The organism is Bradyrhizobium japonicum USDA 6 (assembly GCF_000284375.1).
In the GTDB taxonomy this organism is placed as follows: domain Bacteria; phylum Pseudomonadota; class Alphaproteobacteria; order Rhizobiales; family Xanthobacteraceae; genus Bradyrhizobium; species Bradyrhizobium japonicum.
The window spans coordinates 1590001-1604336 of record NC_017249.1 but is presented as its reverse complement, the minus strand read 5'-3'; the positions used below and the strand labels follow the sequence as shown (position 1 = coordinate 1604336).

At 63.9% G+C, this 14336-nt stretch carries 15 protein-coding genes (1 of these 15 running past the window's edge); 10 read left to right on the top strand and 5 right to left on the bottom strand.

What is annotated here, in order from left to right:
* Positions 1-26: 26 nt before the first annotated feature.
* Positions 27-845 carry an alpha/beta fold hydrolase gene (locus tag BJ6T_RS07455; RefSeq protein ID WP_014491692.1) on the top strand — a complete coding sequence of 273 codons (819 nt, stop codon included), beginning with the start codon at positions 27-29 and terminating at the stop codon, positions 843-845.
* 2 nt (positions 846-847) lie between these two features.
* Positions 848-1660 carry an alpha/beta fold hydrolase gene (locus BJ6T_RS07450; RefSeq protein WP_014491691.1) on the top strand — a complete coding sequence of 271 codons (813 nt, stop codon included), beginning with the start codon at positions 848-850 and terminating at the stop codon, positions 1658-1660.
* A gap of 169 nt (positions 1661-1829) precedes the next feature.
* Here the strand turns inward: BJ6T_RS07450 and BJ6T_RS07445 are convergent, their stop codons facing one another.
* A complete protein-coding gene (locus BJ6T_RS07445) occupies positions 1830-2285 on the bottom strand; it encodes a carboxymuconolactone decarboxylase family protein (RefSeq protein ID WP_028169951.1) in 456 nt (151 codons plus the stop codon).
* 99 nt (positions 2286-2384) lie between these two features.
* Here BJ6T_RS07445 and BJ6T_RS07440 point away from each other — a divergent pair, with 99 nt between their 5' ends.
* The 5 genes from BJ6T_RS07440 to BJ6T_RS07420 all read left to right on the top strand — a co-directional run bounded on the left by BJ6T_RS07440 (position 2385) and on the right by BJ6T_RS07420 (position 7886).
* A complete protein-coding gene (locus tag BJ6T_RS07440; protein WP_014491689.1) occupies positions 2385-3242 on the top strand; it encodes a sigma-70 family RNA polymerase sigma factor in 858 nt (285 codons plus the stop codon).
* Between the two features lie 88 nt (positions 3243-3330).
* Positions 3331-4587: a M20/M25/M40 family metallo-hydrolase gene (locus tag BJ6T_RS07435; RefSeq protein WP_014491688.1), complete on the top strand. Its 1257-nt coding sequence runs from the start codon at positions 3331-3333 to the stop codon at positions 4585-4587.
* A 196-nt stretch (positions 4588-4783) separates the two neighbouring features.
* Complete coding sequence (locus tag BJ6T_RS07430; RefSeq protein ID WP_014491687.1) at positions 4784-5461, top strand: GntR family transcriptional regulator; 678 nt, start codon at positions 4784-4786, stop codon at positions 5459-5461.
* 154 nt (positions 5462-5615) lie between these two features.
* Positions 5616-6416, top strand: a complete 801-nt coding sequence (locus BJ6T_RS07425; protein WP_014491686.1) for a phytanoyl-CoA dioxygenase family protein — start codon at positions 5616-5618, stop codon at positions 6414-6416.
* 162 nt (positions 6417-6578) lie between these two features.
* Entirely contained in the window at positions 6579-7886 is a 1308-nt protein-coding gene (locus BJ6T_RS07420; protein ID WP_014491685.1) for an NAD(P)H-dependent oxidoreductase, read from the top strand.
* Between the two features lie 457 nt (positions 7887-8343).
* On the opposite strand, the gene BJ6T_RS46980 is transcribed toward BJ6T_RS07420, so the two are convergent.
* On the bottom strand, positions 8344-8502 hold the full coding sequence (locus tag BJ6T_RS46980; RefSeq protein ID WP_162177117.1) for a hypothetical protein: 159 nt from the start codon (positions 8500-8502) through the stop codon (positions 8344-8346).
* 94 nt (positions 8503-8596) lie between these two features.
* Between BJ6T_RS46980 and BJ6T_RS07410 the strand changes: the two genes are divergently transcribed.
* On the top strand, positions 8597-8977 hold the full coding sequence (locus BJ6T_RS07410) for a hypothetical protein (RefSeq protein WP_014491683.1): 381 nt from the start codon (positions 8597-8599) through the stop codon (positions 8975-8977).
* Positions 8978-9164: 187 nt separating this feature from the next.
* Here BJ6T_RS07410 and BJ6T_RS07405 read toward each other — a convergent pair whose 3' ends face one another.
* Complete coding sequence (locus tag BJ6T_RS07405; RefSeq protein WP_014491682.1) at positions 9165-10250, bottom strand: NAD-dependent epimerase/dehydratase family protein; 1086 nt, start codon at positions 10248-10250, stop codon at positions 9165-9167.
* A gap of 300 nt (positions 10251-10550) precedes the next feature.
* Between BJ6T_RS07405 and BJ6T_RS07400 the strand changes: the two genes are divergently transcribed.
* Positions 10551-11642: a TRAP transporter substrate-binding protein gene (locus BJ6T_RS07400; RefSeq protein ID WP_028169953.1), complete on the top strand. Its 1092-nt coding sequence runs from the start codon at positions 10551-10553 to the stop codon at positions 11640-11642.
* 345 nt (positions 11643-11987) lie between these two features.
* Entirely contained in the window at positions 11988-13079 is a 1092-nt protein-coding gene (locus BJ6T_RS07395; RefSeq protein WP_014491680.1) for a TRAP transporter substrate-binding protein, read from the top strand.
* A 259-nt stretch (positions 13080-13338) separates the two neighbouring features.
* Here the strand turns inward: BJ6T_RS07395 and BJ6T_RS07390 are convergent, their stop codons facing one another.
* A complete protein-coding gene (locus tag BJ6T_RS07390) occupies positions 13339-13926 on the bottom strand; it encodes a hypothetical protein (RefSeq protein WP_014491679.1) in 588 nt (195 codons plus the stop codon).
* A gap of 296 nt (positions 13927-14222) precedes the next feature.
* A protein-coding gene (locus BJ6T_RS46975; RefSeq protein ID WP_155256731.1) for a hypothetical protein crosses the window boundary here: on the bottom strand, positions 14223-14336 show its 3' portion. Its footprint extends 63 nt past the window's final position; the window shows 114 of its 177 coding nt (coding positions 64-177); its start codon lies off the right edge, out of view — the gene reads right to left on this strand; the stop codon is at positions 14223-14225.

Genomic DNA, 14336 nt, shown 5'->3' with positions numbered 1-14336 from the left:
TCCTGCCCCCCTCCCGCGAGCCCCGAATGCAAAGCCTCCACGTCAACGGATACGACATGCCCTATCTCGACGTGGGCGAAGACCGGGGCCGGCCGCCGCTGGTCTGCGTGCATGGTTCGCTCAATGACTTCCGCGTCTGGGGCTGTGTGCTCGAGCCGCTGACGCAGCGGCATCGGGTGATCGCCGTCAGCTTGCGGCATTTCTTCCCCGACCGCTGGGACGGCGTCGGCGACACCTATTCGATCGCCCAGCATGTCCAGGACGTCATCGCCTTCATCGAGAAGCTCGACGTCGGCCCGGTCGATTTGATGGGCCATTCCCGCGGCGGACACATCTGCTTTCGCGTGGCACAGGCGCGCCCTGACCTGTTGCGGCGGCTGGTCCTGGCCGAACCCGGCGGCGAGCTCGATGCGAGCCTCGATCCCGATTACGTCGGTGGCCCCTCGCCGCTGTTGGCGCGGTTCACGGCCTCGGCCGAGAAGATCGCGGCCGGCGATGTCGACGGTGGCCTTGCCGTCTTTGTGGACACGCTGGAGGGCGCCGGCACCTGGCCGCGGCTTCCTGCGATGGTGAAGCAGAATCTGCGCGACAACGCCTATACCCTGATCGGCCAGGTCCGCGACAACCGGCCGCCGTTCTCGAAGGGGGATGCGGAATCGATCAGGATGCCGACGCTGTTCATCCTGGGCGCACGGACCAAGGGCCTGCTGCCGAAGGTGCTGCATGCGCTGGCCGCGCACGTGCCCTATTCCAAGATGGCGATCATCCCGAACGCGACCCATCCGATGTTCGAGCAGGCGCCGCAAAAATACTCCGAACTGGTTCTGGATTTCCTGGCGAGCTGATCATGCAGAGCTTTCGCGTCAACGGTTACGACATGGCCTATCTCGAAGTCGGCGAGGGCCCGCCGCTGGTCTGCGTGCATGGCACGTTAGGTGATTTCCGCACCTGGTATTCAGTGCTCGGCCCGCTTTCGAAGTCCCATCGCGTGATCTCGGTCAGCCTGCGGCACTTCTTTCCCGAGCATTGGGACGCCGTCGGCGACGACTACAAGATGGCGCAGCACGTCGCGGACACGATCGCCTTCATCGAGCAGGTCAAACCCGGCCCGGTCGACCTGATGGGCCATTCGCGCGGCGGCCACATCGCGTTCCGCGTCGCGCAAGCGCGGCCTGACCTGCTGCGCAAGCTGGTGCTGGCCGAGCCGGGCGGTGATCTCGACGCGAGCCTGCCGGTGCCTGACGGTACGCCGGCGCATCCGCCGCTCGCTGCGAAGACGATACGCTCGGTCGAGATGATCCGCGCCGGCGATCTCGACGGCGCACTGCAGAATTTCTACGAGGGCATCGAAGGCGACGGCTCCTGGCGGCGCGTGCCGGCGGCGGCGAAGCAACAGCTGCGCGACAACACGCTCACCTTCCTCGGCCAGATCAACGAGCAGCGCCGGCCCTACACGCTCGCGGATGCGCAGGCGATCAGGACGCCGACGCTGCTGATCGGCGGCGGTGCGACCACCGGCAGCCTCTCGGTGATGTGGCGCGTGCTGGCCGCGCACATCGCCGGCAGCAAGACGGCGGTGATCGAGAATGCCGGCCACTGGATGTTCGAGCAGGCGCCGCTTGAGTTCGGTGAGGTGGTGAACAGGTTCCTGGCGGAGTAGCTTTCTTTCTTCCTTCTCCCCTCTTGTCCGCCGAAGCCTTCAGGCGAAGGCGGATGTGGGAGGAGCATCACATCTGCAAATGAATCTGCGGAGAAATACCCCTCACCCAGGAGAGTTCGAATCTTCCAACGGCGCTGCCCTCTCCCGCAAGGGGAGAGGGCACAGAAACTCACACCTTCCAAACACCGACCGGCATCTTGATCGTGGCGTTCAGCCGGTTCCAGACGTTGATGGTCGCGATCGAGAGGATCAGGGTTGCGAGCTCGCGTTCGTCAAAATGCTTGGCGGCCTCGTTCCAGATCGCATCGGACACCGGGTCCTCGCGATCGGCAAGGCGCGTGACGGCCTCGGTCAGCGCCAGCGCGGCGCGTTCGGCGTCGCTGAAATAGGGCGCATCGCGCCAGGCCGACACGGCAAACAGGCGCTCGTCGGTCTCGCCAGCCCGGCGGGCGATCTTCGGATGCATGTCGACGCAGACGCTGCAGCCATTGATCTGGCTGGCGCGCAGGTGCACCAGTTCCAGGAGCTTTTCCGGCAGACCCTGCTTGGTCAAATTGCCGAGGGACTGAAGGACATTCATGGCCTCGGGAAGGACCATGACGGGGTGGTTCATGCGGGCGTGCATCATCTTTCGTCTCCGTTTGAAAATTTCGACGGTTCCGGTCACATCGGCCGGATTGGCTTCGTCATGGGGATGACGGATCGCGACGAGGGAATGTGACCGATGAGCGAAGAAAATTTTCTCAGCCACCAGTTCGAGGCCAGCAGGGACCATCTGCGCGCGGTCGCCTACCGGATGCTGGGCTCCAGCGCCGAGGTCGACGATGCCGTGCAGGAGGCCTGGCTGCGGGTCAGCCGCTACGACACGTCCGATGTCGCGAACCTGCGCGGCTGGCTGACCACCGTGGTCGCGCGCATCTGCCTCGACATGCTACGCGCGCGCAAATCGCGCCGCGAGGACCCGATGGGCCCGCATGTGCCCGAACCGGTCGACGAGACGCGGGAGCGCGAGGCGGAGATGGCCGATTCCGTCGGCGCGGCCCTCCTCGTCGTGCTCGAGACATTGCAGCCGGCGGAGCGGCTGGCCTTCGTGCTGCACGACATGTTCGCAGTCCCGTTCGAGGAGATCGCGCCGATCGTGGGACGCTCGGTCGACGCCTCGCGGCAGCTGGCCAGCCGTGCGCGGCGGCGCGTCCAGGGTGCGCCGGTCCCCGAGACGGACGTCTCGCACCAGCGCGCGATCGTCGATGCCTTCCTCAAAGCTTCGCGCGAGGGCAATTTCGAGGGCCTGCTGGCCCTGCTCGATCCCGACGTCGTGTTCCGAGCCGACCAGGCTGCGGTGCGGCTCGGCACGCTGCCGGAGATCCGCGGCGCGGATGCGGTCGCACAGCTCTACAAGGGTCGTGCGCAGGCGGCACGGACGGCGCTGGTCGATGGCGAGATCGGCGTCGCCGTCATTCTCGGCGGACATCTGCGCATCGCGCTGCGCGTGACGTTCAACGGCGACCGCATTGCCGGGATCGAGGCGCTCGCCGATGCTGACCGGATCGCGACGATGGAGGTCGAGGTGCTGGAGCGCTAGCGGGACATGGCATCGCGTCTTTCCGGATGCTAGGCTTTCGGCGCAATCGCGCGCGGTGCCAGCGCTCAAGACGCGAAAGGACGCTTCCATGACAGCCCGCTTCATTCCCCTGCTCGCCTTGTCCCTGCTCGGCCTCGCCGCCGGCAGCACGATCGCGCTTGCGGCCGCCGGCGAGAAGCTCAAGGCCGCGGCCGAGCAGGAGAAGGCGCCGCTGATCGAGACCCTGCACGACATGGTGATGATCGAGAGCGGCAGCGACGATGCCGAGGGCCTGAAGAAGATGGCCGACTTCACCGAAGCGCGCCTGAAGGCGCTGGGCGCCACCATCGAGCGGCGCAAGACCACCGCGGGTACGGGCGCCGACATGGTGATCGCCACCTTCCAGAGCACCGGGTCGCGAAAGCTGATGCTGATCGCGCATATGGACACGGTCTATCAGCGCGGCATTCTCGGAAGCGAGCCCTACCGTGTCGACGGCAACCGCATCTACGGCCCCGGCATCGCCGACGACAAGGGCGGCATCGCCGTGGTCCTGCATGCGCTCAAGATCCTGAAGGACGCCGGCTGGCAGGATTATGCCAGGCTCACCGTGTCCTTCAATCCGGATGAAGAGGTCGGCTCGATCGGGTCGGGCGAGATCATCGCCGAGCTCGCCGACCAGCACGACGTCGTGCTCTCCTGCGAACCGACGGTGGCTGCGCCGATCGCCAAGAATGACGGGCTGCTGCTGGGCGCGAGCGGCACTGCCACGGCGAAGATGGAGGTGAAGGGCCGCGCCTCGCATGCCGGCGCCGCGCCCGATCTCGGCCGCAACGCGCTGATCGAGCTCGCGCACCAATTGCAGCAGACGAAGGACGTCGCCAAGTCGATCCCGGGCACGCAGCTCAACTGGACCACGGCGCAGGCCGGCACGGTGCGCAACCAGATTCCGGAAAGGGCCGAGGCCGGCGCCGACATCCGCCTCACCATCCCCGATGGCATCGCCAAATTGCAGGCGGCGCTCGACGCGAAGGTGAAGGACAAGTTCGTGCCCGACACCGAAACCACGGTGACGATCACGGCGGGCCGCCCGCCCTTCGTCGCCAGCGATCGCGGCCGCGCGCTCGCGCAGGAGGGGCAGGCGATCTATGCCGAGATCGACCGCAAGCTCGACATCGCCGAGATGACCGGCGGCGCCACCGATGCCGGCTATGCCAACCGCAGCGGCAAGGCGGTCGTGGTCGAGAGCTTTGGCCTCGCCGGCTTCGGCTATCACGCCCGCGACGAATTCATCGACACCAACTCGATCGTGCCGCGGCTCTATTTGATGAGCCGGATATTGATCGAGCAGGGCAAGAAGAAATAAGCGCCGGGGCCAGCCAAGCCAGTTTGGCGAAAACAACCCCATGCACAGTAGGCAGACCTAGTGATATCAATAGCTTAGCGCACTCTAAAATGACGGCTTGAGGGGACCACGAAGCCGATCTTGACGTTCTCCCCCTCTCGCAGTACTTTCGAATACGGAATTCCGTATTCCCATTTAGTATCTCGGAGTTGCCGGCGTGATTCCTCTCGACCCGCTCCCGAACCTGATCGACCAGGTCTATGCGCGGATCCTGGAGGCGATCTCCGACCGCACGCTTCAGCCCGGTCAGCGCATCCGGCAGAACGAACTCGCCGACAAGCTCGGCGTGTCGCGCCAGCCGGTGTCGCATGCGCTGCATTTGTTGCACCGGCAGGGGCTCGTCGCCGAGAGCGGCCGGCGCGGCTTTGAAGTCACCCAGCTCGACCCCTCGCGCATCCGCCAGCTTTACGAGGTGCGCGGCGCCATCGATGCGCTGGCCGCCCGGCTCGCCGCTCAGCGCGCCGCAAGTGACGCGGCGGGACGCGCGCGGCTGGACGCGGCCCTCGCCGCCGGACGCCGCATCGACCGCAAGACTTCGCTCGCCGAGCTGATCGTGCTCGACGTCGATTTTCACCGCGCGATCTATCAGCTCGCGGGCAATCCCGTGATCGAGGAGACGATCGCGCCGCAATGGCCGCATATGCGCCGCTCGATGGCGACGGTGCTCTCCGAGCTCGATTATCGCGGCAGCGCGTGGGCCGAGCATGCCGACATCGCAAAACACATCCTCGCAGGTGACGCGAAAGCTGCCGAGCGCGCGGCGCTGGCCCATGCGCAGACGGCGGGACGGATGACTGAGGAGAGATTGAAGGCGACGGACGAGGCGGCGGCGTAGCTGTCATTCCGGGGCGGCGCGCAGCGTCGAGCTTTGATGCGCAATTGCGCATCAGAGAACCCATCGGGCCTCAGAGATGGCGGAGAAATGGATTCCGGGCTCGCGCTTCGCGCGCCCCGGAATGACAACAACAAACAAAACAGGAGGACGACCCATGAAACTGTCCGAGGCACAATTGGAGTTCTTCCATCGCGAGGGCTGGCTGTTCCTCCCCGAATTGTTCAGCCAGGAGGAGGTCGACTTGCTCGCGCGCGAGGCTGTCGGCATCTATGACGCCAACCGGCCCGAGGTCTGGCGCGAGAAGAGCGGCGCGCCGCGCACGGCCTTTGCCGCGCATCTCTACAACGAGGCCTTCGGCATTCTGGGCGCGCATCCGCGCATGATCGAGCCGGTCGAGCAATTGTTCGGCGAGCCGGTCTACATGCACCAGTTCAAGATCAACGCGAAATCGGCCTTCACCGGCGACGTCTGGCAGTGGCACCAGGATTACGGCACCTGGAAGCGCGACGACGGCATGCCGGAGCCGCGCGCAATGAACATCGCGATCTTCCTCGACGAGGTGATGCCGATCAACGGCCCCCTGATGCTGGTGCCGCAGAGCCAGAATGCCGGCGATCTCCAGGCGTCCCATGACCTTGCGACGACCTCCTATCCACTGTGGACGCTGGACGAAGAGACCGTGACGCGGCTGGTCAAGCAGGGCGGCATCGTGGCGCCGACCGGCAAACCGGGCGGCATGCTGATGTTCCACGGCAATCTCGTGCATGGCTCTAGCGGCAACATCACGCCCTACCCGCGCAAGATCGTGTACCTGACGCTGAACGCGGTCTCGAACTACATCCGCACGCCGACAAGGCCCGAGTACATCGCGCACCGCGATTTTGCGCCGATCAAGACGGTGGACGATGATGCCCTGGTGCGGCTGGCACGGGCACCGCGACAGGCGGCGGAGTAAGACAGGTCTCGTGCCCCGGTCGCAGCGCAGCACGTCAGTGATGCGCTGCTGAGCCGGGGCCCATGCCACACGGATAGTTTCTCTCTGGGTCCCGGCTCTGCGGAGCAGCGTTTCACGCTGCACCGCGTCCGGGACACGATCATTGCTCAGGATACATCCCCCATGAACCTCTTCCGCCTCCTCCAGGCTCGCGCGTCCGCCGGCAAGCCTGTCCGTGTCGCGCTGATCGGCGCCGGCAAGTTCGGCTCGATGTTTCTGGCGCAGGTGCCGCACACGCCGGGGCTGGAGGTGCCCATCATCGTCGATATCGATCGCGACCGTGCCCGTGAGGCGTGCCGCACCGTGGGCTGGAGCGCCGAGCGGATCGCGGCCACCGTCTTCACCGATGATGGCGCGCGCGCCATTGCCGGCGGCGCGATGGATGTCGTCGTTGAAGCGACCGGCAATCCCGCCGTCGGCATCAGGCACGCGCGCGCGGCGATCGCGGCGGGCAAGCATATCGTGATGGTCAATGTCGAGGCCGACGTGCTGGCGGGCCCGCTGCTCGCCGAGGAAGCGCGCAAGGCGGGCGTGGTCTATTCGCTCGCCTATGGCGACCAACCGGCGCTGACAGCCGAGATGGTCGACTGGGCACGCGCCACCGGTTTTCGCGTGGTCGCAGCCGGCAAAGGGACAAAGTATCTGCCGGCCTATCACGACGTGACGCCTGACGGCGTCTGGCAGCACTATGGTCTCACCGCGGGCGAAGCGCAGTCGGCCGGCATGAACCCGCAGATGTTCAACTCCTTCCTCGACGGCACCAAATCGGCGATCGAGATGGCCGCCATCGCCAATGCCTGCGGGCTCGACGTGCCCGCGAGCGGCTTGCTGTTTCCACCCTGTGGCGTCGACGACTTGCCGCATGTCATGCGCCCCAGCGACAAGGGCGGCGTGCTGGAGCGGTCGGGCGTAGTGGAGGTGGTGTCGTCACTCGAGCGCGACGGCCGGCCGGTGTTTCGCGATCTGCGCTGGGGCGTCTATGTCGTGCTGGAGGCGCCGAACGATTATGCCGCCGATTGCTTCAGGCAATACGGCCTGAAGACCGACGGCAGCGGACGCTTCGCGGCGATGTACAAGCCGTACCATCTGATCGGGCTCGAGCTGAACATCTCGATCCTGTCGGCGGCGCTGCGAGGCGAGCCGACCGGCCAACCCTACGGCTTCCGCGGCGACGTCGCCGCCGTGGCCAAGCGGAACTTGCGCGCCGGAGAGATGCTGGACGGCGAAGGCGGCTACACCGTGTGGGGCAAGCTGGTGCCGGCGGCCGCGAGCCTGAAGGCAGGCGCCCTGCCGATCGGTCTCGCACATCGCCTGAAGCTGAAGCACGACGTCGCCCATGGCGAGATCGTGCGCTGGAACGATGTCGAATTCGACGCCAACAACGACACGATCGGGACAAGAAAGGCGATGGAGACGGCGTTCGCGAAATAACGTCTAGAACTGCCCCGGTTGGGCGGGTGGACTGGGCCAATCCGATCGCAAATTGTTCGGATTATTCCTTGCGAACAGGTCCTGCCTTATAACGCCGCTCGGGCCCGCATCAATTGATGGTGGCATTCCGCGAACATCACGGGTTGGCGCGACCATGACGCCGGTCCGAACGACACAATTGGCGGGATAGCCAACGCGTTGGCAGTAAGTTGCAGCACTCGCGCCTGCATTGCTTCCAACTGAGAAGCCAATAATTAGCGACGCTGACAAGGCAATTGATCGCTTCATTCTTGCCTCCTGTAGCTGATCCACGGAAGAGAATTATAGATGAAGTGTAGCTATGCCAAAGCGGTGAACGTTGAACCATGAGTTCGGCGTCGCGATCAGAAGCCGGCATCGGTCGCAGTCCGCACTATGTCCGCCCATGTGCGGACTTATGATCGCAGCAGGTTGCGTCCTATTCGCGCACGATGGCGTTGGCTTCGGCCTCCTCGAAATTCTTGCGCTGGTCATAGCGATTGATAACCCCGAGAAGCCAATGGTCAGGCCGAGCAGTGTCAGGATAGTGGTCGCGAAGGATGACACCGGGATGCTCGTTCTGTTCGTGCTCGCCCAACGGGTCACGTCGATTTGATGCTTTGCGCGCAAAAAAACCCGGATACTGACACACGTGGCATCTTGCACCACGGTCCAACCGTAAGGAGCAATCCATGATAAATCTGAAAATTGTTGGTGCGATCGTTGTTGTGGCATCTGCCCTGTCCAGCTCTGCTGCACAGGCGCAGTGGTACAATTCCAATCCGGACGCATGTCAAGCTGAATTCGCCAGCTGCACGGGTCTTGGAACGGGGACCACCCCCGACTATCGATATCGGCCATCAACTCGGCGAACGGCATATCGCCAGCCGGTGGCGCCGAGCGCGACTGTCGGCAGCTGGGGCAATTCCTACGCCATGTCGCCCGGCGGCATGTCGTACGGCGAGATGGGCTGGCAAGGCAGCTGGAGTACGTATGCTGCCCGCAACGGCATCGTCTGCCGGCCCGGCACCTATTTCAAGGGTAGCGACGGCCTCCTGCATCTCTGCCAGTAGGTCATCTGCTCTGACGTTAAACAGCTCAGGCGGCCCCAAAGGGGCCGCCTGTTTCGTGCCGGCTTGTGGCTCTCGCCGAAATCAGCATCCAGGTCACGCGGTGGGTGCACGACTGGATGTGGGAACGGCCCCGACCTCCGGCCCTGCAAGCGGGAGAGGAAGCGCGCTGCCTTCGTAGGAGCGATCTCTATGGAAGCAGCCGGCTCTCTTTGGCTTGCTTGAACCACTTCCGGAACATGTCCTCCGTGTCCATCATCTCGGTGAACCCTGCGCGGTTGATCTTGACCGTCGAGACGATCGAGGGCGGACCGGACTCGGTCTGGCCATAGCGCATGCTGTAGTCGGCGTACTGGAACGACAGGCCGACGAAGTCGGCGAGGTCCGGCGACACGAGGTCATGCTTGCGTCGCAACGCGTCCCAAGAAGAGACCCAATTTGGAAACTCCTTGGCCAGCGATAGCGGGACCGGCTTGCCGGGCTTCATCTCCAGCGCGTCGGCCACCGCGGGCCAGATGTTTTCCCAGGTGAAGACATCGCCATTGGTGACGTTGAAGGCTTCGTTCTGTGCCGCCTTGGCCTCGCCCGACCAGGCGATCGCGCGCGCGAGGAGATCGACGTCGACGGCCTGCGCCACCCGCGCGGCGCCACCGGGAAAGTCGAGCGGCCTGCCCTGCTCGCGCAGCATCGCGGCATAGACGCCGAGCGGTGGGATCAGATCCATGGCGCCCCCCATGGCGAGGCCGACGATCAGGACCGGGCGCAAAATGCTCCAGTGCCAGGCTTTGCCCTTCTGGAGCTCGCGCAGGAAATTTTCCTGCGCCCAATAGAAATTGGGCTGCTCATACATCTCGGAGCGGCCTTCGCGCGCCGGCACGGTCAAAGGTCGAACATGGACGCCGTAAGCCTTGGTGCCCTGCAACAGGGCGACATGCCTGAGTTCAGGCGCGACCGGCTCGAGCGCGCCCATCAGATTGCGCAGCATCAGATCGTTGGTCCTGATCTGCTGCGGATCGCGCCAACCGTCGACGAGCTGCGGCGCCTCGTAGAGCGCGGCGTAGATCAGGTGCGTGGCGCCGTTGAGCTCGGCCGCGGCTCGGCGGCAATCCGCTTCGCTGGTGAGGTCGACGGGTACGTGCCGGGCGCCGTAGAGGTTGCGCGGCTTGCGGCGGGACAGCGCGACGACCTCGCAAGGCTCGGCTGTGCCGAAGTGTCGCAACACCGCATTACCGACGAGGCCGGTCGCCCCGGCGACCGCGACCTTCTTGCCCGTCATGCGCGAGCCTCCCTTGCTGCTTGTTCTTTGCCTCAAGAAGTAGCAGGGCGCAGGCCGTCCCGACTTGCGTCAGGCCAGCATTCGCGGCTGCGATGAGGGCATGAGGCTTGATTATCGCAGGACGAACGGTCATCCTTGCTGACGGAACCGCAACGCTCGGCTTCCAGCAACAAGAGCCTATCAGGGCCATTCGGAAACGCTCAAACAAATCTCAACAAGAGAACGTCGATCCTCGACGAAGACAAGACGACAGCAAGATCGTTCCCTGGTCGATGCATCGACGCAATGGAAGGGATGCGCATGAAACGTCGTGATTTTCTGAAGGTGACAGGCGTCGGCCTGGCCGCGAGCACAGCAGTGGCTGCGCCCGCGATCGCGCAGTCGTCGCCCGAGGTCAGGTGGCGCTACGCCACGAGCTGGCCGAAAGCCCTCGATACGCTCTATGGCGGCTGCGAATATTTCTGCAAGCAGGTCGCCGACATTACCGACAACAAGTTCCAGATCCAGCCTTTTGCGGCGGGCGAGATCGTCCCGGGCCTTCAGGTGCTCGACGCCGTGTCGAACGGCACGGTCGAGATCGGCAATACCGCGCTTTATTACTATTGGGGCAAGAACCCCGCATTCACGTTCGCAACCGCCCTTCCGTTCGGATTGAACACGCGCCAGCAGATTTCCTGGCTGTTGTGGGGCGGCGGACAGGATCTCGTCAATGATCTCCTGAAGGAGCACAACGTCTACGGCATCCCGACCGGATCGACCGGCGCGCAGATGGGCGGCTGGTTCAGGAAGGAGATCAAGACGCTCGACGACCTCAAGGGCCTGAAGATGCGCATCGGCGGCTTCGCCGGCACGATCCTCGCCAAGCTCGGCTGCGTACCGCAGCAGCTCGCCGGCGGCGACATCTATCCGGCGCTGGAGAAGGGCACCATCGACGCGGCCGAGTGGGTCGGTCCCTATGACGACGAGAAGCTCGGCTTCGCCAAGGTCGCGAAGTACTACTACTATCCCGGCTGGTGGGAAGGCACGAGCCAGGGCCACAACATCATGAACATCGAGAAGTGGAACGCGCTGCCCAAGCACTACCAGGCAGCGATCGACGCGGCGTCACGCGACACTTTCACCTGGATCACCGGCAAGTACGATGCGCTGAATGCTCCGGCGCTGAAGCGGCTGATCGTGAACGGTGCGATCCTCAAGGGCTTCCCGCAGGAGGTGCTCGAGGCCTGCTACAACGCCGCCAACGAGATCTATGCGGACTTGTCCAAGACCAATCCACATTTCGGCAAGATGCATGCGAGCATGACGGCGTTCAAGAATGACTCGTTGCCTTGGACGCAGGTGGCCGAGCTGAGCTACGACAGCTTCATGGCGCGGATGCGGACCAAGACGTGAGGCGCTGAGCGGCTCACACGACTAAAGACGGAGCCCCCGGAGATGCTGCCATCTCCGGGGTTTTACGTGCTTTGGTTCCTGTTTCGGACCAAGCCTGGTTGTCCCAATCGACTTCGCAACTGCGAGCGTTCCGACGCCGCTTGATTATCGCGAAGCGACCAGTCATCCTGATGGACGGAACCGCAACGTACGGGATCCACAAAGAGCCCTGAAGGGCCGTCGGACACACTCACACCTTCACCCAAGACAAGTTTGCACCCAAGACAAGTTCGGTTCTCGGCGAAGCAAAAGACGACACGAAGATCGTTCCCTTAGTCGAGCAATCGGCACAACGGAGGGATACGCATGAAACGTCGTGAATTCCTGAAAGTGACAGGCGTTGGCCTGGCGGCAAGCACAGCGGTTGCTGCGCCGGCCATCGCGCAATCTTCGCCGGAAGTGAGATGGCGGCTCGCCGCGAGCTGGCCCAAGGCGCTCGATACGCTCTACGGCGGCTGCGAATATTTCTGCAAGCGCGTCGCTGACGCCACCGACAACAAATTCCAGATCCAGCCGTTCGCGTCCGGCGAGATCGTCCCGGGACTGCAGGTGCTCGACGCTGTCTCGAACGGCACGGTCGAGATGGGCAACACGGCGCTCTATTACTACTGGGGCAAGAACCCCGCGTTCACGTTCGGCACCTCGCTGCCGTTCGGACTGAACACGCGGGCGCATATTTCCTGGCTGCTGTTCGGCGGCGGTACCGAGATGCTGAACGACCTGCTGAAGGAATACAACGCGCTCGGCATTCCAACCGGTTCGACCGGCGCCCAGATGGGCGGCTGGTTCCGGAAGGAGATCAAGTCGATGGAGGATTTCAAGGGATTGAAATTCCGCGTCGGCGGCTTCGCCGGCACAATCATCGCCAAGGTCGGCGGCGTGCCGCAGCAGATCGCAGGCGGCGACATCTACCCGGCGCTGGAGAAAGGCACGATCGACGCTGCCGAATGGGTCGGGCCGTATGACGACGAGAAGCTCGGCTTCGTGAAGGTCGCAAAATACTATTACTATCCGGGCTGGTGGGAAGGCACCGGCCAAGGCCACAACGTCATAAATCGCGACAAATGGAACGCGCTGCCGAAGCACTATCAATCCGTGATCGAGATGGCGTCGCGCGACACCTTCACCTGGGTCACCGGCAAGTACGACTACGTCAACCCGCCGGCGCTGAAGCGTCTGCTGGTGGCCGGTGCGATCCTGAAGCCGTTCCCGCAGGAAGTGCTGGAGGCCTGCTACAACGCCGCCAACGAGATCTACGCCGATCTCAGCAAGACCAACCCGCACTTCAACAAGATGTACACGAGCCTGTCGGCGTTCAGGAACGAGTCGCTGGCGTGGATGCAGGTCGCCGAGCTCAGCTATGACAGCTTCATGATGCGGATGCGGACGCGGACGTGACGACGCTTCACGGCGTCTGAAAACGACAAAAGCCCCGGAGATGTCTCCGGGGCTTTTTGTTTCGGCATCAAGAGCGTGGTGAGGCGGGAGCCCGAACCACACCGAAGCTGTCATCGCCCGGCTTGACCGGGCGATTCAGTATTCCAGAGGCCCATATTGGAGAGCACGCTCTCACCACATCGGCCGCGGCGTACTGGATGCCCCGGTCAAGCCGGGGCATGACAGCGGTGGGTGTGGCGGGCGCTTGCCGCGATAGCGCTCAGTTCTGATCGTCACCCAGCGCGGCAACCAGCTTGTCGTAGTACTTGCCGACCAGATCGATATTGGCCTTGTTCTCGACCTGCGGCGCCGGCGTCTTCAGCGCTTCGTTGAGCTCGTCGAGCGCCTCCTTCTTGTCCTTGGCGGGCATCTTCTTGTCGGCCTGGACCTGCGCGATCTGCGCCTTGATGACGGCTTCGGTGCCGACATATTTCTTGGTCGCGGGATCGAAGCCGCCGAGCACGAGGCTGATGTTGTCGACGACGTTGTTGTAATCGTCGTAGCCGGCAAAGCCGTTCTTCTTGGCGACGCCGTCGAGCTGGCCGATCACCTTCTGGTCGGGCGCGGTGTTCTCCGGCAGCTTTTCCGTGATCGCATCCATGTCCTTCTGCGCGGAGAGCACACCGTCGAGCTGCTTGTCGGTCAGCGCGATCTGCTTGAGGGTAGGTGCCTGCGCGGGCGCGGCCTGCGGAGCCGGCGCGGCCTGCTTGGCTTGCGCGAACGCGGCGCCGGAGGAGGCAAGCGATGCGGCGGACAGAAGGCACGCGACGCCGAACGCGGTGAGGGCGGGACGAAGCAATGCTGGCATGGGAGTCTCCTCCTGAAGGGGATGGTTGGTGTTGTCAGCGGAAGGTCTTGGCGATCGAAGGTCTCGACGAGGGAAAAACTAGGGAGCCTGGAATGAACTGCGGATGAACTCCGCTTGCGTCTGCTAAGGGCCGATCATGGCTGAATGATCACAACCCTGTGGTGGGTCCTGCGATCACCAAACATTGTTCTGCATGCAATCCATCTGCTTGCCGCCTCGCGAGGCGGCTGCCACTTGCGGCGCGGTGGCGTTCAGCCTGGTGTCAGGAATCACCTGAAATCACGACCTGCGACTGATCACTGTACCAGCAGAAAAATGCGCTGATGACGAAGGTGCGCGAGGGCGCGCTCACCATCGAAAGCGGCGAGGATCTGCTGTCGGCCGACGAATGGAAGACGCACCGCACGAAG